This is a genomic window from Streptomyces sp. NPDC029674 (assembly GCF_044903205.1).
Lineage (GTDB): Bacteria > Actinomycetota > Actinomycetes > Streptomycetales > Streptomycetaceae > Streptomyces.
Genome location: NZ_JBJDPY010000003.1, coordinates 403151 through 422177 on the forward strand (window position 1 = coordinate 403151; position 19027 = coordinate 422177).

Below are 19027 nucleotides of genomic sequence, written 5' to 3' on the forward strand. Positions count from 1 at the left end.
CGTCGCGATGGCGCTACGGACGCTACGGCCGCGTCACCCGCACGCGATAGTCACCGTCCCCCGTCACCCCCGCCACCGTCACCCGCACCCCCGTCTTCCGGTCGGTGAAGGTCTCGCCGATGCCGTAGGTCGCGTCGGACAGCTCCGCGTGGACGTTGGGGCGCCGGGTGCAGCCGCCGCTGTCGGGTGCCGCGTCGGAGACCGTGACCGGACCCTGGCCGGTGTCGACTTCCGCGTCCACGCGGTAGACGAGGACACCCGGCTTGCAGACCGCCTCGTCGTTGCCGGCGCGGGTGCGGGCCTCGACCGCGTACCCCGTCTTCTCGCCCAGCGGGGCGAACGCCAGCTTCGTGCCGCCGGAGCGGGCCAGCGGGGAGAGCACGTGCTCGGTCGTGCCGGATTCCGCGGCGCAGCCGATCTGGTCGTCGTCGAGCCAGCCCAGCTTCCACTTGTGCCAGGCCAGCAGGTCGTTGTTGGCCCCCCAGTCCTCGCTCATGATGTCCCAGTGGCCGACCGCGCCGCCGCCGTCCTGCGTGTACAGGTCGGGCAGGCCGAAGACGTGGCCGTTCTCGTGCGGCAGGACGCGGTAGCCCGTCTCGTGGTAGCTGCCCGAGCCGTCGTCCTGGCGGCTGTAGACGAAGGACGCGTTGGAGACAGGGACGCCGTCCGCGACCGGCGCCTCGTGGTTGCCGGCGAAGGTCACCGACAGGACGGTGTCGAGGGCGGAGGGGCCCGCGTTCGGGGTGATCAGGATGTTCACGAGGTCGTACGTCCGGAAGTCCACGTCCGGGTCGGCGGCCGCCACGATGTCCTCGACGAGCCTGCGGTAGCCGGGGTCGAAGGGGGCGCCGCGCTCTATCCCGTACTCCTTGAACGTCTTCGGCATCCGCAGCCAGGCCGGTACGGGGGATTCCGGGCGGTAGTCGAGGCGCCCGTACGAACTGGTGCGGAACCACTGGGAGGTCTGCGGGAAGAACTCCGCGAGGCGGTCCATCGCACTGCCCTGGCCCGGCGCGTCGGAGAAGTCGACCATGAGGTTCAGGGCCCGGACGGTGCCGGTGGAGCGGGAGTAGCCGGGCGGTGTGGGCACGCCCTCCGACATCTGCACGCCCAGTGTGCCGCTGATCATGCATGGGCCGAGGGCGGCGCTCCGGGCCACGGAGACCGGGCCGGGCGCGCTCGGCGGGTCCGCCATCAGGCGTCCGGTGCTCGCCGACGTGGTGACCGCGAGGGCGAGCGCGGTGACGGAGGCGAGGGCGACGCCGCGGCGGACGGGGCGGGCAGGGCGTATCCGGCGCCAGGTCGGCTGCTGCATGCGTGGGCCCTCCACTCCGCGGCAGCCGCCGGTCCTGGCTGCACCCTGTCCGGTCAGCCTGTGCCGGGGGGTGCGCGGGCGCTCGTCGGGTGCGACCGATCGAGGGTTTCCCGGCGAAAAAGGTGTGATTCAGGTCACAGGAATAGTTCCGGCGAGGCGGAAATATCCGGGGACTGTCTCCCCGTTTAGATGGGTGTCCGCACGAAGCGGGGACTTACTCCCCGCATCGGGAACGTCGGACTACGAAGACCCTCCGACCAACAAGGGAGCAGCCGTGGACACCGCCACCGCCCCGAAGCGCCGCGTCACCCGCCCGCGGGCCGACGCCCTGCGCAACCGGGAGCGGATCGTCGCCGCCGCACGCGAGATGTTCGTGGAGTACGGAGCCGACGTACCCCTCGACGAGGTCGCGCGCCGGGCCGGCGTCGGCAACGCCACGGTCTACCGCAACTTCGCCGAGCGCGCGGATCTGGTGCGCGAGGTCGTCAGCACGGTGACGCACCGCGTCGCCGACCTCGCCGAGCAGGGCATCGCCGCGACGGACACCGGTGAGAGCACCGCCTTCGGGGCGCTGCGCACCTTCGTGCACGCCGCGGTCGACGAGCGGATCGGCGCCATGTGCCCGATCCTCTCTCCCGACTTCGACCCCTTCCACCCCGATCTGCTCGACTCCCGGCTCCGGATGGAGCAGGCCATCGAAGGCCTCATGGAGCGGGCCCGCGCGGCGGGGGAGCTGCGCACCGACATCGCCGTCGGTGACCTGATGGTCGCCCTCTCCCAGCTCACCCGCCCGCTGCCGGGCACGGCCTGCGTGAGCATGGACAGCTTCATCCACCGTCATCTGCAGCTGTTCCTGGACGGCCTGATGACGCCCGCCCGGTCAGAGCTCCCGGGGGTGGCGGCGACTCTGGAGGACCTCCGTCAGAACTGACCGCCGCCGTATCACCGCTGTCTCCACCCCTGTCTTCACCACTGTCTTCATCACTGTTTTCACCACTCCGTACCGCTAGGTGGCTACCGATGTCCCAAACAGCCCTCAAGCCCGATGCCGGGCCCGACGCCAACCGCTGGAAAGCGCTGGTCTTCATCGCTCTCGCGCAGCTCATGGTCGTGCTCGACGCGACGATCGTGAACATCGCGCTGCCCTCCGCCCAGGAGGACCTCGGCATATCCGACGGCAACCGCCAGTGGGTCATCACGGCCTACGCGCTCGCCTTCGGTGGCCTGCTCCTCTTCGGTGGCCGCATCTCCGACCTGTGGGGCCGTAAGCGCACCTTCGTGACCGGCCTCATCGGTTTCGCCGCGGCCTCCGCGCTCGGCGGCGCCGCGACGGGCGAGGCCATGATGCTGGGCGCCCGCGCCCTCCAGGGTGTGTTCGGCGCGCTGCTCGCGCCCGCCGCCCTCTCGCTGCTCGCGGTGATGTTCACCGACGCCAAGGAGCGCGCCAAGGCCTTCGGCATCTACGGTGCGATCGCCGGTGGCGGCGGCGCCGTCGGCCTCATCCTCGGCGGCTTCCTCACCGAGTACCTGAACTGGCGCTGGACCTTCTTCGTCAACATCCCGTTCGCGGTGATCGCCGCGCTGGGCGCTTACTTCGTCATCCGTGAGCCGGCCGGCGGCCGCAACCGCTCGCCGCTCGACATCCCCGGCGTGGTCCTCTCCACCCTGGGCCTGGTCGCGCTCGTCTACGGCTTCACGCGCGCCGAGTCCGAGGGCTGGTCGGACTCCGTGACGGTCACCATGTTCGTGGCGTCGGTCGTGCTGCTCGCCGCGTTCGTCCTCACCGAGGCCAAGGTCAAGTCGCCGCTGCTCCCGCTGCGCGTCCTGACCGAGCGCAACCGCGGTGGCGTCTACCTCTCGCTCGGCCTCGCCGTCATCGCGATGTTCGGCCTGTTCCTGTTCCTCACGTACTACCTGCAGATCGTCGAGGGCTACTCGCCGGTCAAGACCGGCTTCGCCTTCCTGCCGATGATCGCGGGCATGATCGTGGGCTCCACGCAGATCGGCGCCCGCCTGATGACGCGCGTCCCGCCGCGGCTGCTGATGGGTCCGGGCTTCCTGCTCGCCGCCGTCGGCATGCTGCTCCTGACGCAGCTGGAGGTCGGCTCCTCGTACACCGGGCTGATCATGCCGGCGCAGCTGATGCTCGGCCTCGGCATGGGTACGGCGTTCATGCCCGCCATGTCGCTCGCCACGCACGGCGTCGAGGCCCGTGACGCCGGTGTGGCCTCCGCGATGGTCAACACCTCGCAGCAGGTCGGCGGCGCCATCGGCACGGCGCTCCTGAACACCATCGCCGCCTCCGCGACCTCCGCGTACATCGCGGACCACGCGGCCGGCGCCGCCAACCCGAAGCTCGTCCAGGCGCAGGCCATGGTCGAGGGCTACACCAGCGCCATCTGGTGGGCGGTCGGCATCCTGGTCGTCTCCGCGCTGATCGCGGCGACGTTCATCAACACCGGCCACCAGGGCGGCACTTCGGCCGCCGGCGGCTCGGCGGACGGCGCCGAGGACGAGATGAAGGTCCCGGTGATGGCCCACTGACCCCCTCAGTGAGCACCTAGCGGAGCCAGGGGAGGTCCGCACCGGCCTCCTTCGGCTGAAGTCCCTCGGCGACGATCGTCATGATCTCGCCGAGGGACTTCTGCTGTTCCGGGGTGAGCCGGTCGAAGAGGGCCTGGCGGACGGCGGTGACATGGCCGGGGGCGGTCCTGCGCAGCACCTCGAAGCCCTCGTCGGTGAGGATCGCCAGCTGCCCGCGCTTGTCGGAGGGGCAGTCCTCGCGGCGCACCCAGCCGCTCTTCTCCAGGCGGGCGACCGCGTGCGAGAGGCGGGACCGGGTGATCTTCATGGTCTTGGCCAGCTCGGTCATCCGCAGCCGCCGCCGGGGGGCGTCGGAGAGCTGTACCAGCAGGCCGTAATACATGTGCGGCATGCCCGCGTCGCGCTGGAGCTGCCGGTCGAGGAAGTCGTCGAGAAGAGTCGTCGCCTGGAGATAGACCCGCCAGACGCGCTGCTCGTCGCCGTCCAGCCAGTGCGGCTCGCCGGCCGGGGGAGGGGTCGCTGCCATATCCATGTACTCCACTGTACGAGGCGCTTTCTTGAAGTTTGAACAAATGGGACGTACGGTTATGCCGGAGTAAGCTTGAGCTTTCAAGTACATGCTCTTCCGAGTACTCAGCCCGCCCGGAGGTGCGCGATGACGAACCGCATGCCCGCCCTGTACCTCAGCCATGGCGCCCCGCCGCTCGCCGACGACCCCGTCTGGCCCGGCGAGCTGGCCGCCTGGTCCGCGGAGCTGCCGCGCCCCACGGCGATCCTCATGGTCTCAGCCCACTGGGAGGAGGCACCGCTCGCGCTCTCCGCCACCGAGACGCTGCCCCTCGTGTACGACTTCTGGGGCTTCCCCGAGCACTACTACCGGGTGACGTACGCCGCGCCGGGCGCCCCCGGACTCGCCGCCTCCGTACGCAAGTTGCTGCACGCGCCCGGTATGCCCGTGCAGGACGTGCCGGACCGCGGGCTCGACCACGGCGCGTACGTCCCGCTCGTCGAGATGTACCCGGACGCGGACGTCCCCGTACTCCAGATCTCCCTGCCGACCCTCGATCCGCGCCGCCTCATGGACATCGGCCGCAGGCTGGCGCCGCTGCGCGACGAGGGCGTGCTGATCGTCGGCAGCGGCTTCTTCACCCACAATCTGGCGGCGCTGCGGCACGGCGGCGTGCCCGGCTGGTCGGCCGAGTTCGACGCGTGGGGGCACGAGGCCCTGGAGGCGGGCGACGTGGACGCCCTGCTCGACTTCGGACACAAGTCCCCCGCCGGCCACCTCGCCCACCCACGCACCGAGCACTTCGCCCCGCTCTTCGTCACGCTCGGCGCGGCCGAGGCGTCGGGCGACCTCGGCGGACAGCGGAGCGTGATCGACGGCTTCTGGATGGGGCTCGCGAAGAGGTCGGTGCAGTTCGGGTGAGGGCGGAGGGCTTTTCGGGCTGAGAGGCCGGGGGGCTTCTCGGGCTGAGGCGCCGGAGGGGCTTGACAGAGGCGCCGGGGGGCTTTTAGGGGCGCGGGGAACTGCGCGACCAGCCACAACGCGCCCGCAGCCGAAAAAGCACCCCCCTACGCCAGCGGCACGCTGAGCTCCACGGCCCGCAGGGCCGCCGCCAAAGCCTGACCGTCACCGACGTCCAGCGCTGTGTCCGTCAGCTTGATCACGTGCTCGTCGCCGTGCGCAAGCGCCCGCTCAAAGACCTCCTCCGCGGCGAACGCGCCCGGCGCCACGTACGCCACCGCCTCGTCCGGCGCGTACATGGCGGTGATCGCCGCCGACGCCGCCCACGCCGCCCGCAGGCTCGGCGCCCACAGGTCGCGGGGGAGCGCGGGCAGGGCGCGCAGCACCGCGTTGGGCGCGGTCGCCGCGTGCACCAGCATCGTCGCCTCGCCGTGGCCGTGGGTGGCGTACCGGTGGGTGGCCGCGCGCACCAGCTCCGTCAGCCGGCGCCGCGCTTCGTCCGGGTCGGTCACCGCGGCCGCCCACGCCGGCAGCCCCTCGACCCGGCCGAGCCGCGTCGGGAAGCCGCCGTCCTTCCGGTTCGCGATGGGCGGCACCGCGTCCAGCGCCCGCGCCGCGCTGTCGGCGCCCGGCAACACGGCGACACCGGCGAGGGGGTGGTGGCGGGCGGCCCAGTAGCCGAGCCCGTGCGCGAGCTCGGCCAGCCGGGGCCCGGCCGCGACGCCCTCCTCGCCCTCCTCCAGGGTGCGCACGGCGTGGCCCACCCGGATCGCCGGATGCGCCGCACCGCCGTACAGACCGGGCAGCAGCCGCGGCCACCACTCGGCGAGCACGTCGCGCCAGGGCCGGGCCTCGGTCTCCCGGCCGAAGTACGCGATCCAGTCGGCGGCGCGGCGCGGGTCGCCCAGGGCGGCGCGCCAGTTCCCGTCGGTGACCGGCTCGACCGGGGCGGGAAACTCCTCCAATTTGGGAGCGTAAAGATCGAGCCACCGGTGGACGGCCCGGGCCTGCCCGCGCGCGGCGAGCGCCTCGACGGCCATCGGAGCGTGGTTGGTGAGCCGCCCGAGCCGCTCGGGACCCGAGGCGTGCAGCCGCTGCAGGGCTTCGTCGAGGATGCCCGTGGTGTCGGGGGCTCCCTTCGTGTCGGGGGCGCCCTTCGTGGCGGAGGTGCTCGTGGCGTCGGAGGTGCCTTCGGTGTCGTCCATGCGGGGACGGTAGGGCGCAGGCCCGCCGGTGCGTAACGGGCGCGGGGCCTAGGTCCGGGGACCGAGCGGCAGCTCGTACCAGGCGACGTCCCAGTACCGCCCGAACTTCCTGCCCACTTCCTCGTACGTCCCCACGTGCCGGAACCCGAAGCGCTCGTGCAGGCGGATCGAGGCCTCGTTCGGCAGGGCGATCCCGGCGTAGGCGCGGTGCAGGTCCTCGCCCTCCAGGGCTTCGAGGAGCGCCTTGTAGAGGAGCGTGCCGATGCCGCGGCCCGCCGCGTCCGGGGCGCAGTACACGCTGACTTCCACGGAAGTGGAGTAGGCGGGCTTGGGGCGGAGAGGACTACTCGTCACGTATCCGAGCACCCGGCCGGGACGGGTGTGGGAGGCGGGGCCGGAATCCCGCTCCTGGGCAACCAAGAGGCGGTGCGGGCCGTCTTCAGGGTGGGAGAGCAGCCAAGGGCGGCGCTCTTCCGGCAGGAAGGCGACGGTGTCGAAGGTGACGGCCGTCTCACGTACGTAGTGGTTGTAGAGGTCCGTGAGGGCTTCGAGATCAGCCTCGACGCCTGGCCTGACCTGGACCTCTGTACGTTCCGTCGACATCTGGCCTCCCTGCGTGGCGCCACAGGGTACTGCACCGCCGGGAAAAAAGATGCGCGGCATGGGAATTCTGTCCGGATTCCAGTCGTTGTTTCCATCGGATGCAGGGCACCCGAGGGTGTGCCATCCACCACAGAGGCCCCAGTAAGGGCCGACCAGGACCACCATCGCAAGGGAGCACGCATGGCAACCCGTGCCGTCGCCCGTCGCAAGTCCGCCGCCTCCGGTGGGACCGACGCGGCACGCAGTGTTCGCGCCGTAGGCGGGGAGATCGCCGACCGCGACCTGGTCGGCATGTACCTGGACGAGATAGCGCGCACGCCGCTGCTCGACGCCGCCAAGGAAGTGGAGCTCTCCCAGGTCATCGAGGCGGGTGTGTACGCCCAGAAGATCCTGGACGGCGAGGTCGAGGACAGCAAGGTCAGCGCCGACCGCGAGGAGCTCGAAGCCCTCGTGGCCGACGGCGAGCGCGCCAAGGACGTCTTCATCCGGTCGAACCTCCGCCTGGTCGTCGCGGTCGCCCGCCGCTATCCGCGCAGCGGCCTCCCCCTCCTCGACCTGATCCAGGAGGGGAACGCCGGCCTGGTGCGCGCCGTCGAGAAGTTCGACTACGCCAAGGGATTCAAGTTCTCCACGTACGCCACGTGGTGGATCCGCCAGGCCATCACCCGCTCCATCGCCGACCAGTCCCGCACCATCCGCCTCCCCGTCCACCTGGTGGAGGAGCTGGGCCGGATCCGCCGCGTCCAGCGCGAGTTCAACCGTGAGAACGGCCGGGATCCCGAGCCCGCGGAGATCGCCGCGGAGCTCTCCTCGACGCCCGAGCGCGTCATCGACGTCCTGGACTGGGCCCGCGACCCCGTCTCGCTGAACATGGGCGTGGACGACGAGGGCGACACCCAGTTCGGCGACCTCCTGGAGGACACCTCGGCGGTCTCGCCCGAGCAGTCCGTCCTCTCGCTGCTCCGCAGCGAGGAGCTCGACAGCCTGCTCGGCCGCCTCGACCAGCGCACCGCCTCCATCATCAAGATGCGGTACGGCATAGACGACGGCCGCGAGCGCACGCTGACGGAGGTCGGCAAGGAGCACGGGCTGACCCGGGAGCGGATCCGCCAGATCGAGAAGCACGCGCTGCTCGAGCTGAAGAAGCTGGCTCGGGACACGGGCTTCGACGCGGCGGCCTAGGCGGCCGGCCTTAAGCGGTTGCCTTATCGTCCTGCGCCGTCTTCCTCGGGCGTCGCGCTTCGCGCGTTTTCCCCGCCCGCCCGCCCTTTTTCCGGGAGCGCGCGGGTCAGGCGGTCGTTCATGGCTCTGATGCAGTCCACCAGCTCGTCGGGGCCCTGGACCGTGAAGTCGCGGTCCAGTAGCGCCAGGCGGACCGCCATCCACTCGACGGAGTCCGAGGCCGCGCAGCGCAGGCGGCAGGTGTGGTCGTCCAGGGGCTCCACCGGGCCCATGTGCGCGGGGAGCCGCGCGGTGATGAACTCCGCGGGCGCGGCGAACGTCACGTCCAGGTCGTAGCTCCGGCTGCCCCGCCACATCGACTGCCGGATGTATTCCGCGGCGTCCCCCTCCGGCAGCTCCCGCGGCACGAACCGCGCGCCCGTCGCGAACGGCTCGGACACCCGGTCCACCCGGAAGGTCCGCCAGTCCTCGCGGTCGATGTCGAACGCCACGAGGTACCAGCGCCGCCCCGTCGACACCAGCCGGTACGGCTCGGTGAGGCGACGCGACTCCGTGCCGTCGCCCGCGCGGTAGGCGAACCGCAGCCGCTCGTGGCCGGCCGCCGCCGACGCCATCACCGTCAGCGTCTCCGGCGCGATGCTCGCCCCGTCCCCGCTGGTCAGTGCCGTCGTCGCGGTCTGCAACGCGGAGACCCGGTGGCGCAGCCGACCCGGCAGCACCTGCTCCAGCTTGGCGAGCGCCCGCACCGACGCCTCCTCCACGCCCTCCACCGCGTGCCCCGCCCCGGCCCGCAGCCCGACCGCGATGGCCACGGCCTCCTCGTCGTCCAGGACGAGCGGCGGCATGGCCTTGCCCGCGACGAGGCGGTAGCCGCCGGCCGCACCCTGGCTGGCCCGCACGGGATATCCGAGGTCCCGCAGCCGGTCGATGTCGCGCCGCACCGTCCGCCTGCTGACCCCGAGCCGCTCGGACAGCTCGGCACCAGGCCACTCGCGGGGCGTCTGGAGCAGGGAGAGGAGCTGGAAGAGGCGAGCCGGGGTGTCCGTGCCGGCAGCCGTACCGTCGGTTGTCATGCCGCCCGCCTTGTCTTCGTGGTGCGCGTGACTGTCCTTGGCGTGCCTGTCCTTGTCGTGCTGCCGTCCGTTGTCATGCCGTACAGCATGCCGGGGAACTAGGTCACGTCCTGGCCTATATGGTCTCTAGCCTTGCGGCATGACTTCACCCAGCACCGTTTCCGCCCCCGGAATCCCGGCGGCCGCCGGCGACCGTCGGCGTTGGTTCGCCCTCGCCATCGTGATGACCGCCGCGTTCATGGACCTCGTCGACGTCACGATCGTCAACATCGCCATCCCGGCCATCCAGCGGGACGAGGGCGCCACGTACAGCCAGATCCAGTGGATCACCGCGGGGTACGCCCTCGCCTTCGCCGCCGGCCTCATCACCGGCGGCCGGCTCGGTGACATCCACGGCCGCAAGCGGCTCTTCCTGATAGGCGTCGCCGGATTCACCCTCGCCTCCGCGCTCTGCGGCTTCGCGGTGAACCCGGAGATGCTGGTCGCGTCGCGCATCCTCCAGGGCGGCATGGCCGCGCTGATGGTGCCGCAGGTGCTGTCCATCGTGCACGCGACCTTCCCGGCCCACGAACGCGGCAAGGTCTTCGGCCTCTTCGGCATGATCGTCGGCCTCGGCGCGGTCTCCGGACCGCTGCTCGGCGCACTGCTCACCGAGTGGAACATCCTCGGCCTCGAATGGCGCCCGATCTTCCTCATCAACCTGCCGGTCGGCATCGCGGCGCTCGTCCTCGGACAGAAGTTCATCACCGAGTCCAAGGCGCCGCGCGCCCTCAAGCTGGACCTCGTCGGCGTCGTCCTGGTCACCGGCGGCCTGCTGATGCTGCTGTACCCGCTCACCCGCGGGCGCGAGCTGGGCTGGCCGGTGTGGGGCCACCTCATGATGGCGGGCTCCCTCGTCGTCTTCGGCGCCCTCGTCGCGTACGAGAAGAGGAAGGCCGCCAAGGACGGTTCGCCGCTCGTCGAGCTGTCGCTGTTCAAGGTGAAGAGCTTCGCCGCGGGCATCGCCGTGCAGACCGTCTTCGGCGTCACGATGGGCATCTTCTTCCTGGTCTGGACGCTCTACATGCAGGTCGGCCTCGGCTGGACCGCGCTGCGCGCCGGACTGACCGGGGTGCCGTTCTCGATCGCCGTCTCGGCGGCGGCCGGCCTCTCCGTGCAGCAGCTCGTACCGCGCTTCGGCCGCAAGGTGCTGCAGGCGGGCGCCCTGGCGATGGCCGCGGGCGTACTCCTCTACATCTGGGAGGCCGGCCGGTACGGCGCGGACATCGCCCCCTGGCAGATGGCGCTCCCGCTGGTCGTGATGGGCGTCGGCATGGGCCTGATCGTGGCCCCGCTGACGGACGCGGTCCTCTCGGAGGTCCCGAAGGAGCACGCGGGTTCGGCCTCCGGCCTCATCAACACCGTGCAGCAGATGGGCACCGCGCTCGGCCTCGGCCTGGTCTCGGTGGTCTTCTTCGGAGTGATCGACGAGCGGGTCCCGCGGGACCGGATCCCCACGGAGTTCGCGGACGGGTTCCAGAACGCGCTGTGGTGGGTGACGGGCGTGCTCGCCGTCATCTTCCTGGTGATGTTCGCCCTGCCGGCGAAGCCGAAGCAGCATGTCGAGGGCGGCGGGGACGAGAGCGCGGCGACCGCAGACGCTGCGGTGAAGGAACCGGCGCTGACGTAGTGATGGGTGGTCGTACGGTTTACCTTGCGCCGGGTAGCCCAGGGGCGCGAGGAACTGCGCGACCAGCCACAACGGAACCGCAGCCGCCCGACCACCAAGCCGCCCCACCCAGCGGAGCGCTAAAGCTCCGCTTGGGTGGCCGCCTCGTCCAAGGACTCCAGTACCGCCTTGGGACTGCCGCCCTTGACGACCGCCTCGCCGATACGGCGTCGCACCGCACTCCGGACCTCCGGCCACGACGCGAGGTTCGTCGGCTGGAACTGCGCCTGCGGCATCTGGTCGATGAAGTCCCACAGCGGCCGCTGCTTCGGGTCCTTGCGCAGGGCGTTCGACGCCGAGCTCGTCACGGGCAGGGCGGACTGACTACCGCCGTACGCCAACGCGGACTTACGCCCGTACAGGTAGGTCAGGAACGTCCCGCACTGCTCGCGCCGCCCGTTCTGCTTGAACGCCATCAGCCAGTCGTTGAGCCCCACGGGCGGCGCCGCGCCGCCGAGCTTCTTGGGGAACGGGGCGTGTGCATAAGGGAACTTGGCCTGGTCCGCGGCGCCCATCAGGACCGGGTGGGCGATCATCATGCCGATCCTGCCGCGCAGGAACTGGGCGTACGCCTCCGTCCTCGTCAGCGACCCGGGGTCGGTGCCGGCCAGGCCGCGCGTCACGAGGTTGTCGCGCAGCCAGGTGAGGCTGTCGATGTTGCCGGCGGTGGCGAAGTCGTAGCCGGTGAGGCCGGCGTAGCCGCCGCCGTCGGCGAGGAGCCAGGCGAGCGCCTCGTCCTCGGCGGCCTCGGGGCCGAGCTGCAGACCGTACGGGGTGGGGACGCCGATCGCCTTCAACGCCTCGGCGGCGGCCCGCAGTTCGGCCCAGGAGCGGGGCGCCTTGACGCGGGCCTGCTTGAAGAGGGCCTTGTTGTAGAAGAGGCGCGGGGTGCTGGCGAGGAAGGGCAGGCCGTACTGGACGCGGTCGACCATGCCCGCCTCCGCGTAGGAGCGGATGAAGTCGCCCTCGGTGCGTACGTCGAAGAGGTCGTCGGCGCCGTAGAGCTTGCCGTCCTCGGCGTAGGGGGCGAAGAAGTTGGACTGCGCGATGTCGGGGGCGTCGCCGTCCTTCACGCGCCGGGCCAGTGTCTGGTCGAGCTTGGCGAACGGGACGCGTTCGAGGGCGACGTCGATGTCCGGATGGGCCTTCTTGAAGGCGCCGATGAGGCTGCCCCACTGGTCGCCGATCGAGGAGCCCACGCTCTTGTCGTAGCTGGCCACGAGGAGCTTGAGCGGGGAGTCGGTCTCCGCGGAACAGGCGCTCAGGCCGGCGGTGCCGAGCGCGGTGGCGCCGGTGAGACCGGCCGTGTGGAGAAGGAACTGCCGACGACGCACCGCTGTCTGCCACCTTTTGCCTCTGCGGTTCTACGGGGGCCGGGGCCTGTCGGCCGGTTCCGTAGCTTTCGTGGTGGCAGATTCTGCCACAGGGACAGTTCGTGACTCCCACGGCCCTGGGATGGGCTGACATAACCTGCCTGTCATGCCCACTGGTTCGCAGCCATCGCAGCCGTCGCAGCCGTCACGGCCCTCGCTGACGGAGCGTCGTAAGACCGAGACCCGTCTCGACATCGCCCGCACCGCCGCGGCGCTCTTCGTCGCGGACGGGCTGCGGGCCACCCGCGCCGAGGACATCGCCCGCGCGGCGGGCGTCGCGCCGCGCACCTTCTACCGCTACTTCGCGACGAAGGAGGAGTCGGTCGCGCCGCTCTTCGCGGCGGGCGCGCAGCAGTGGGCGGAGGCGGTACGCCGGGCACCGGCGGAGTTGTCCGTTCCGGACGCGCTGCGGCACGCGGTCACGGACGCGCTCGGCGCCGGTGACGCCGGTGCGGTGGAGTCCCTGGACTGGGTGCGGGCGCTGCTGCGGATGTCGGCGGAGAGCGCGGCGCTGCGGTCGGTGTGGGCGGACGCGTGTCATGCGTCGGAGCAGACGTTGCTGGCGGTGCTCGTGGAGAGGGCCGGCGGACAGGACTCGGCAGGTCCGGGCCTGGACCTGCGTCTTGCGGCGGCCGTCGCGAGCGCGGCGGTGCGGGTGGCCGTCGAGGCCTGGGCCGCGGGCGCCGCACCGGCGGACGCCTCGGACGGTCCGGCGGCGCTCGCGGCGCGCTGCCTGACGGCGCTGGACGCGTTTCCCTGGCCGTAGCCGCAGAGGACGTGCTCGCCCGGCGGCATCCATCTGCGCCTGCGCCCCCGCCTGTGTCTGTTTGTGTCTGACTTGCGCCCGAACCTGTTTACTTTCCGGAAACCCGGCCGTACTCTGCCACTGAAACCACAAGCTCGGGCATTCGGCGGAGGCAAACGGACATGTACGCACCGGAGCGGCAGCAGGAGATCCTGCGGCTCGCGCGGGACGGCGGGCGGGTCGACGTCCTGTCGCTGGCCGAAGAGTTCCAGGTCACCGCCGAGACCATCCGGCGCGACCTGAAGGCGCTCGACCGGGCCGGTCTCGTCCGCCGCGTGCACGGTGGCGCCATCCCGGCCGGGCGGCTCGACTTCGAGCCCGACCTCGCGGAGCGCGAGGGCACCGCCGCCGACGAGAAGGACCGCATCGCCCGCGCCGCCCTCGCCGAACTGCCCGCCGAGGGGAGCGTCATCCTCGACGCGGGGTCGACCGTCGCGCGGGTCGCGGCGGCGCTCCCGCTGGAGTCGACGCTCACCGTCGTCACGCACAGCCTGCCGACCGCCGCCCGCCTCGCCGACCACCCCGGCATCCAGCTCCACCTCATCGGCGGCCGGGTCCGGCAGCGGACGCGCGCGGCCGTCGACGCGTGGGCTCTTCGGGCGTACGGGGAGATCCGCGCCGACACCGTCTTCCTCGCCGCCAACGGATTCTCCGCGGAGAGCGGCCTCACGACGCCCGACCTCGCCGAGGCCGCGGTGAAGCGGGCGGCTGTCGCCGCGGCCCGCCGCGTGGTGCTGCTCGCGGACTCCGCCAAGCACGGCCAGGAGCACTTCGCCCGCTTCGGTGACCTCACGGACGTGGACATGCTGATCACGGACACCGGTCTGTCCGACGACGACGCGACCGCGATCGAGCGCGGCGGCACGGAAGTAGTACGCGCATGAGTACGGAACCCGCCACCCGCATGACCACGGCCAAGGAAGCAGCCGGCACCCGCATGATCCTCACCGTCACCCCCAACCCCTCCCTCGACCGCACCTACGAGGTGCCGTCGCTCGACCGCGGCGAGGTCGTCCGCGCCACCGGCGACCGCATGGACCCGGGCGGCAAGGGCGTCAACGTCTCGCGGGCCGTCGCGGCCGCGGGCGTACGGACGGTCGCCGTGCTGCCGCTCGGCGGAGCGCCGGGCGCGCTCGTCGCCCAACTCCTCGACGAGCAGGGCATCGAGGCGGCGCCGGTGCCGGTGGCCGGACAGACGCGTTCCAACATCGCGGTGGCGGAGCCGGACGGCACGCTCACGAAGATCAACGCTCCCGGCCCCGAACTGTCGGTGCGAGAGCAGGAGTTGCTGCTCGCCACCATCGCCGAACGGTCGGCGGGCGCCGACTGGATCGCCTGCTGCGGCAGCCTGCCGCGCGGCCTGAAGCCCTCCTGGTACGCGGAGTTGGTGGCCCGCGCGCACGCGGCGGGAGCCAGGATCGCCCTGGACACCTCGGGCCCCGCCCTGCTCGCCGCGCTCGCCGAACGCCCCGACGTGGTCAAGCCGAACGTCGATGAGCTCGCCGAGGCCGTGGGCCGCCCGCTGGCGACGGTCGGCGACGCGGTCGAGGCGGCGGAGGAGCTGCGGGCTGCGGGCGCCCGCGCCGTCCTCGCCAGCCTCGGTGCGGACGGGCAGCTCCTGGTCGACGCGACGGGCGCGTACTTCGCGAGCGCCCCCGTCGACACGGTGCGCAGCAACGTCGGCGCCGGCGACTCCTCCCTCGCCGGCTTCCTCATCGCCGGCGGCACCGGCCCCCACGCGCTCGCGTCCGCCGTGGCCCACGGCGCGGCCGCGGTCCAGCTCCCGGGCAGCGCGATGCCGTCCCCGGCAGACCTCGTCCCCACGGCGGTCACCGTCACGGACGACATCCCCCTGACCCGCCCACTGACCGACTCGTCCCCGGCCGACTCGGCTCCGACGAACCCCGGCCCGGCCGACTCGGCTCCGGCGAACTCCGGCCCGGCTGACTCCGCACCGACGGAGCCCGCCGGATGACGCCCTCCGCCCCGAGCCTCCACCGCCCCCCGGTGGACTCCCCGGCAGCCCCGCCCATTGACCGACTCACTCCCGGCCGGTCCGGCTCCGGCGAACTCCGGTCCGGCCGACTCCGCACCGACGGAGCCCGCCGGATGACGCCCTCCGCCCCGAGCCTTCACCGCCCCCCGGTGGACTCCCCGGCAGCCCCGCCCACCGCGGCGGACGAAGTTCCGCCGGACCTCCTACCGGCCGACTCCGCCCCGACGGAACCCCTCGCATGACCCCCCGCACCCCCACACCCCCCGTCCCCACCCCCATCCCCACGCCCGCCCCCGCCCACCCGGCGATACGGGCCACACGCGTGCGAAGGAGCCCGCGATGACCGAGATGACCGAGATGATCACCGCGGATCTGGTCGATCTCCAGCTCGACCTGTCCGCCGAAACCAAGGAAGCCGCGGCCCGCTCCCTTGCCGAGCGCATGGTGGGGCTCGGGCGCGTGAGCGACCTCGAGGGGTTCCTGGCCGATGTCGCGGCCCGCGAGGCGCAGATGCCGACCGGCCTTGACGGCGGCATCGGCATCCCGCACTGCCGCAGCGCGCACGTCGTCGAGCCGACCCTCGCCTTCGGGCGCTCGGCGCGCGGCATCGACTTCGGTGCGCCGGACGGCCCCGCCGACCTGATCTTCCTGATCGCGGCCCCGGCGGGCGCGGACGACGCCCACCTGACCATCCTGTCGTCGCTGGCGCGGCAGCTGATGGACGCGGAGTTCACGGACGCCCTCCGCGCCGTGGACGACCCGGCCTCGGCGGCGGCGCTGATCAGCCACGGGCGGGTGGCGGAGGAGCCCGCCGCGACCGGCGCGGCGGAACAGCCCACCGGCCCGCGGCCGGACGACGACCCCGACCCCACCCCTGCGGAGCCGTTCCGTATCGTCGCCGTCACCTCCTGCCCCACAGGCATCGCCCACACCTACATGGCGGCGGAGTCCCTCGAGAACGCGGCCCGCGAGGCAGGCGTGGAACTGGTGGTGGAGACGCAGGGCTCCGCCGGTTTCACCCGTCTCGACCCGGCCGTCATCGCCGCAGCGGACGGCGTGATCTTCGCCCACGACGTCCCGGTACGGGACAAGGCCCGCTTCGCGGGCAAACCCACGGTCGACGTGAACGTGAAGGCCGGCATCAACCGCCCGGCCGAACTCATCACGGATGTACGGGAGAAGGCGGCCCGCGGCGAGACCACCTCCGGAGCCGGAGCCGGAGCCGCTTCCGGATCCGCACCCAGCCCCGTCGACAACGCAGGCGACGGCGACGACGGATACGCCACCAAGCTCCGCAAGTGGCTGATGTCCGGCGTCAGTTACATGGTCCCCTTCGTCGCCGCGGGCGGCCTCCTGATCGCCCTCGGCTTCGCCATCGGCGGCTGGAAGATCGACAAGGCCCCGTCCGTCGCGGACCACTTCGTCTGGACGGACCACACCAGCTGGGCCGCGCTGCTCTTCCAGATCGGCGGCCTCGCCTTCGCCTTCCTGGTCCCGGTCCTCGCGGGCTACATCGCGTACGGCATGGCCGACCGGCCCGGCCTGGTCCCCGGCTTCGTCGGCGGTTCGGTCGCCGTCACCATCGACGCGGGCTTCCTCGGCGGTCTCGCCGCAGGACTGATCGCGGGCGCCGTCGTCATGGGCATCCAACGGCTGCGCATCCCCGCCGTGCTGCGCGGCATCATGCCGGTCGTGGTGATCCCGCTGATCTCCTCGGCGGTGGTCGGCTTCCTGATGTTCCTCGTCGTCGGCAAGCCCATCGCCTCGCTGCAGAGCGCGCTGACGGACTGGCTGGAGGGCCTCTCCGGAGCCAACGCGATCATCCTCGGCGTCATCCTCGGCCTGATGATGTGCTTCGACCTCGGCGGCCCGCTGAACAAGGTGGCCTACGCCTTCGCGATCGGCGGCCTCACCCACCCCACCGACGGAAGCCTCAAGGTCATGGCCGCGGCGATGGCGGCCGGCATGGTCCCGCCGCTCGCCATGGCGCTCGCCACGACGGTCCGCGGGCGGCTCTTCACCAAGACCGAGCGGGAGAACGGCAAGGCGGCCTGGTTCCTCGGCGCCTCCTTCATCACGGAAGGCGCGATTCCGTTCGCGGCGGCCGATCCGTTGCGCGTCATCCCCGCGTCCATGGCGGGCGGCGCGGTCGCCGGAGCCCTGTCGATGGCCTTCGGCTGCACCCTGCGCGCCCCGCACGGCGGTGTGTTCGTGGTGCCGCTGATCGGCAGCCCCCTGCTCTACCTGGTGGCGATCGCCGCCGGCGTCTGCGTCTCGACGGCCGTGGTCGTCCTGCTCAAGGGGGCGAGGAAGACGGTGCCCGGTGAGACGCCGGTGATGGACGTGGCCGACAGCAAGGAATCGCGGGTGGCGGTCTGAGGCAGCCCGGGTGGCGGTCTGGGACGGAGTGTGCGACTTGCGTCACTTCGGGACCTAAGTCCTATTACCCCCTGTCGGAAGGCCCCAGCCCTGTTGTCTACTGGGCCGCATGTTCCAGGATGTCTCGCTCGTTCAGCAGATAGGCGTGGCCGTGCTCGCCCTGGCGACCGTCGTCTGGGCCGTCGGCCTGGTGCGGACGATGCGCAGGGACCGCCTCGACGCGGAGGCGCGCTTCGATGTGGAGACGCGCTTCGACGTGGCCGCGCGCCATGACGCGGAGGCGTCGCGTCCGGTCCCGTCGCTCACCATCGTCGCCCAGCCGGGCCCGCCGCGCGCGGAGACCGTGGAGCTCACGCCGGACGAGCGGGCCGCCTTCGCCGGTCTCGTACGGCAGTTCGGCGACGGCCGCTCCTGAGCAGGGCCGCCGCCGACCCGCCCCCTGGGGCACCCACTTGAGACACCCCCGAGCCGCTCCCTCAGCCCTGCGACCTCGGACTGTTCCGGCTCCGCGCCGTCCAGTCGCGGGCCCTGCGCTCCATCGCGGCGCGGGCCGCCTCCTCGGAGTCGTACACCTCGCACATGTGCCGGCGGTCGGGCGTCAGCGTGTGCTCGACCTCCCACAGGCTGATCTCGCCACCGTCGAAGAGCAGGAACGCGTGCTCGTAGAGCGAGAAGCACGTGCGTATTTCACCGGGCAGGCAGGGGCGGCCGAAGGCCTGGGTGATCTGGTGCGCGAACGCGGCGCGCAGCAGGCGCGCGACACTCTCGTCCGGGCGGTCGCCGTCCGGGTTCTCCGCGCGGCGCAGGAGCCGGCGCGCGTGGTCCGCGGAGTCGTCCGGCACGTACGCGTGGCGGGGCTCGGGGTCGGCCGGGAACTGCAGCACGACGGGCCGCCCGCACGCCGGCGGGTCGGGCGGCAGCGGCAGCCGTGAGGTGGCGACGCCCGCCTCCTCCTCGTCCGCGTAGACCTCGTGCGTCGGGGCGCTGCCCGGCGCGGTGTTGTGGACGAGCTCCCAGAGCGTGAGCACGGAGGCGTCGGCGAGCAGCCAGGTGTGTCTGTACGTCTCGCGGTGCAGGCCCGCACTGTGGTGCGCGGAGTGCAGGGAGCTGTCGTGGGCGAGGGCTGAGCCGAGCCGGGTCAGCACCTCGTCCGGCAGGTCGAAGGAGTTCAGGGCACGGCCGAGGAGTCGCTCGAGATGCTCCTCCGGAGAGTGTGGCTCGGGCGACTCGGGTGGCTCGTACGCAGTGTCGTACGGAACGCTCAAGGCTTGCTCCCGGCGTTGCTACATGTCACCTGGTGAGTGCATACCGTAGCCCCTGGGTCCGACATCATGCCCGGGAACGCGAAAACGCGCGGGCAAGATGCCCGGGAACAG

The 19027-nt window shown here is 71.9% G+C and carries 17 protein-coding genes; 10 read left to right on the forward strand and 7 right to left on the reverse strand.

Features of this window, described 5'->3' with window-relative positions; genetic code table 11:
- Window positions 1-22 precede the first annotated feature (22 nt).
- The gene (locus tag ACI2L3_RS09250) at window positions 23-1315 is read right to left on the reverse strand and encodes a M6 family metalloprotease domain-containing protein (protein ID WP_404751687.1); all 1293 of its coding nucleotides are present in this window, start codon (window positions 1313-1315) and stop codon (window positions 23-25) included.
- A 274-nt stretch (window positions 1316-1589) separates the two neighbouring features.
- On the opposite strand from ACI2L3_RS09250, the gene ACI2L3_RS09255 reads away from it, so the two are divergent.
- Both ACI2L3_RS09255 and ACI2L3_RS09260 read left to right on the forward strand, forming a co-directional pair.
- Window positions 1590-2246, forward strand: coding sequence for a TetR/AcrR family transcriptional regulator (locus tag ACI2L3_RS09255; protein ID WP_404751688.1), 657 nt, complete (start codon window positions 1590-1592; stop codon window positions 2244-2246).
- Window positions 2247-2335: 89 nt separating this feature from the next.
- The gene (locus tag ACI2L3_RS09260) at window positions 2336-3859 is read left to right on the forward strand and encodes an MFS transporter (protein ID WP_404751689.1); all 1524 of its coding nucleotides are present in this window, start codon (window positions 2336-2338) and stop codon (window positions 3857-3859) included.
- Window positions 3860-3875: 16 nt separating this feature from the next.
- On the opposite strand, the gene ACI2L3_RS09265 is transcribed toward ACI2L3_RS09260, so the two are convergent.
- Entirely contained in the window at window positions 3876-4391 is a 516-nt protein-coding gene (locus ACI2L3_RS09265; RefSeq protein ID WP_404751690.1) for a MarR family winged helix-turn-helix transcriptional regulator, read from the reverse strand.
- 123 nt (window positions 4392-4514) lie between these two features.
- Between ACI2L3_RS09265 and ACI2L3_RS09270 the strand changes: the two genes are divergently transcribed.
- The gene (locus tag ACI2L3_RS09270; protein ID WP_404751691.1) at window positions 4515-5288 is read left to right on the forward strand and encodes a dioxygenase; all 774 of its coding nucleotides are present in this window, start codon (window positions 4515-4517) and stop codon (window positions 5286-5288) included.
- Window positions 5289-5434: 146 nt separating this feature from the next.
- Here ACI2L3_RS09270 and ACI2L3_RS09275 read toward each other — a convergent pair whose 3' ends face one another.
- Together ACI2L3_RS09275 and ACI2L3_RS09280 are read right to left on the reverse strand one after the other, a co-directional pair.
- A complete protein-coding gene (locus tag ACI2L3_RS09275) occupies window positions 5435-6532 on the reverse strand; it encodes a questin oxidase family protein (protein ID WP_404751692.1) in 1098 nt (365 codons plus the stop codon).
- Between the two features lie 48 nt (window positions 6533-6580).
- Entirely contained in the window at window positions 6581-7135 is a 555-nt protein-coding gene (locus ACI2L3_RS09280) for a GNAT family N-acetyltransferase (RefSeq protein WP_404751693.1), read from the reverse strand.
- A gap of 180 nt (window positions 7136-7315) precedes the next feature.
- Between ACI2L3_RS09280 and ACI2L3_RS09285 the strand changes: the two genes are divergently transcribed.
- On the forward strand, window positions 7316-8317 hold the full coding sequence (locus tag ACI2L3_RS09285) for an RNA polymerase sigma factor RpoD/SigA (RefSeq protein WP_404751694.1): 1002 nt from the start codon (window positions 7316-7318) through the stop codon (window positions 8315-8317).
- Between the two features lie 23 nt (window positions 8318-8340).
- Here the strand turns inward: ACI2L3_RS09285 and ACI2L3_RS09290 are convergent, their stop codons facing one another.
- Complete coding sequence (locus ACI2L3_RS09290) at window positions 8341-9390, reverse strand: helix-turn-helix transcriptional regulator (RefSeq protein WP_404751695.1); 1050 nt, start codon at window positions 9388-9390, stop codon at window positions 8341-8343.
- A gap of 139 nt (window positions 9391-9529) precedes the next feature.
- Here ACI2L3_RS09290 and ACI2L3_RS09295 point away from each other — a divergent pair, with 139 nt between their 5' ends.
- Window positions 9530-11059, forward strand: a complete 1530-nt coding sequence (locus tag ACI2L3_RS09295) for an MFS transporter (protein ID WP_404751696.1) — start codon at window positions 9530-9532, stop codon at window positions 11057-11059.
- Window positions 11060-11178: 119 nt separating this feature from the next.
- Here ACI2L3_RS09295 and ACI2L3_RS09300 read toward each other — a convergent pair whose 3' ends face one another.
- Complete coding sequence (locus ACI2L3_RS09300) at window positions 11179-12432, reverse strand: extracellular solute-binding protein (RefSeq protein WP_404751697.1); 1254 nt, start codon at window positions 12430-12432, stop codon at window positions 11179-11181.
- 145 nt (window positions 12433-12577) lie between these two features.
- Between ACI2L3_RS09300 and ACI2L3_RS09305 the strand changes: the two genes are divergently transcribed.
- From ACI2L3_RS09305 to ACI2L3_RS09325, 5 genes are all read left to right on the forward strand, one after another.
- Window positions 12578-13237 carry a TetR/AcrR family transcriptional regulator gene (locus ACI2L3_RS09305; RefSeq protein WP_404751698.1) on the forward strand — a complete coding sequence of 220 codons (660 nt, stop codon included), beginning with the start codon at window positions 12578-12580 and terminating at the stop codon, window positions 13235-13237.
- 161 nt (window positions 13238-13398) lie between these two features.
- Window positions 13399-14160 carry a DeoR/GlpR family DNA-binding transcription regulator gene (locus tag ACI2L3_RS09310; protein WP_404751699.1) on the forward strand — a complete coding sequence of 254 codons (762 nt, stop codon included), beginning with the start codon at window positions 13399-13401 and terminating at the stop codon, window positions 14158-14160.
- A 53-nt stretch (window positions 14161-14213) separates the two neighbouring features.
- Window positions 14214-15251 carry a 1-phosphofructokinase gene (gene pfkB / locus ACI2L3_RS09315; RefSeq protein WP_404751926.1) on the forward strand — a complete coding sequence of 346 codons (1038 nt, stop codon included), beginning with the start codon at window positions 14214-14216 and terminating at the stop codon, window positions 15249-15251.
- Between the two features lie 369 nt (window positions 15252-15620).
- Window positions 15621-17651: a fructose-specific PTS transporter subunit EIIC gene (locus ACI2L3_RS09320; protein ID WP_404751927.1), complete on the forward strand. Its 2031-nt coding sequence runs from the start codon at window positions 15621-15623 to the stop codon at window positions 17649-17651.
- Between the two features lie 109 nt (window positions 17652-17760).
- Entirely contained in the window at window positions 17761-18066 is a 306-nt protein-coding gene (locus tag ACI2L3_RS09325) for a hypothetical protein (RefSeq protein WP_404751700.1), read from the forward strand.
- 61 nt (window positions 18067-18127) lie between these two features.
- Here ACI2L3_RS09325 and ACI2L3_RS09330 read toward each other — a convergent pair whose 3' ends face one another.
- Window positions 18128-18916, reverse strand: a complete 789-nt coding sequence (locus tag ACI2L3_RS09330) for a DUF6227 family protein (protein WP_404751701.1) — start codon at window positions 18914-18916, stop codon at window positions 18128-18130.
- Window positions 18917-19027 lie beyond the last annotated feature (111 nt).

Bases quoted from the DNA above. Each gene is read 5' to 3' on its own strand.
- ACI2L3_RS09250 (WP_404751687.1), bottom strand. From the start codon at position 1,315: ATGCAGCAGCCGACCTGGCGCCGGATACGCCCTGCCCGCCCCGTCCGC.
- ACI2L3_RS09260 (WP_404751689.1), top strand. From the start codon at position 2,336: ATGTCCCAAACAGCCCTCAAGCCCGATGCCGGGCCCGACGCCAACCGC.
- ACI2L3_RS09265 (WP_404751690.1), bottom strand. From the start codon at position 4,391: ATGGATATGGCAGCGACCCCTCCCCCGGCCGGCGAGCCGCACTGGCTG.
- ACI2L3_RS09270 (WP_404751691.1), top strand. From the start codon at position 4,515: ATGACGAACCGCATGCCCGCCCTGTACCTCAGCCATGGCGCCCCGCCG.
- ACI2L3_RS09275 (WP_404751692.1), bottom strand. From the start codon at position 6,532: ATGGACGACACCGAAGGCACCTCCGACGCCACGAGCACCTCCGCCACG.
- ACI2L3_RS09280 (WP_404751693.1), bottom strand. From the start codon at position 7,135: ATGTCGACGGAACGTACAGAGGTCCAGGTCAGGCCAGGCGTCGAGGCT.
- ACI2L3_RS09285 (WP_404751694.1), top strand. From the start codon at position 7,316: ATGGCAACCCGTGCCGTCGCCCGTCGCAAGTCCGCCGCCTCCGGTGGG.
- ACI2L3_RS09290 (WP_404751695.1), bottom strand. From the start codon at position 9,390: ATGACAACCGACGGTACGGCTGCCGGCACGGACACCCCGGCTCGCCTC.
- ACI2L3_RS09295 (WP_404751696.1), top strand. From the start codon at position 9,530: ATGACTTCACCCAGCACCGTTTCCGCCCCCGGAATCCCGGCGGCCGCC.
- ACI2L3_RS09305 (WP_404751698.1), top strand. From the start codon at position 12,578: ATGCCCACTGGTTCGCAGCCATCGCAGCCGTCGCAGCCGTCACGGCCC.
- ACI2L3_RS09310 (WP_404751699.1), top strand. From the start codon at position 13,399: ATGTACGCACCGGAGCGGCAGCAGGAGATCCTGCGGCTCGCGCGGGAC.
- pfkB (WP_404751926.1), top strand. From the start codon at position 14,214: ATGATCCTCACCGTCACCCCCAACCCCTCCCTCGACCGCACCTACGAG.
- ACI2L3_RS09320 (WP_404751927.1), top strand. From the start codon at position 15,621: ATGACCGAGATGATCACCGCGGATCTGGTCGATCTCCAGCTCGACCTG.
- ACI2L3_RS09325 (WP_404751700.1), top strand. From the start codon at position 17,761: ATGTTCCAGGATGTCTCGCTCGTTCAGCAGATAGGCGTGGCCGTGCTC.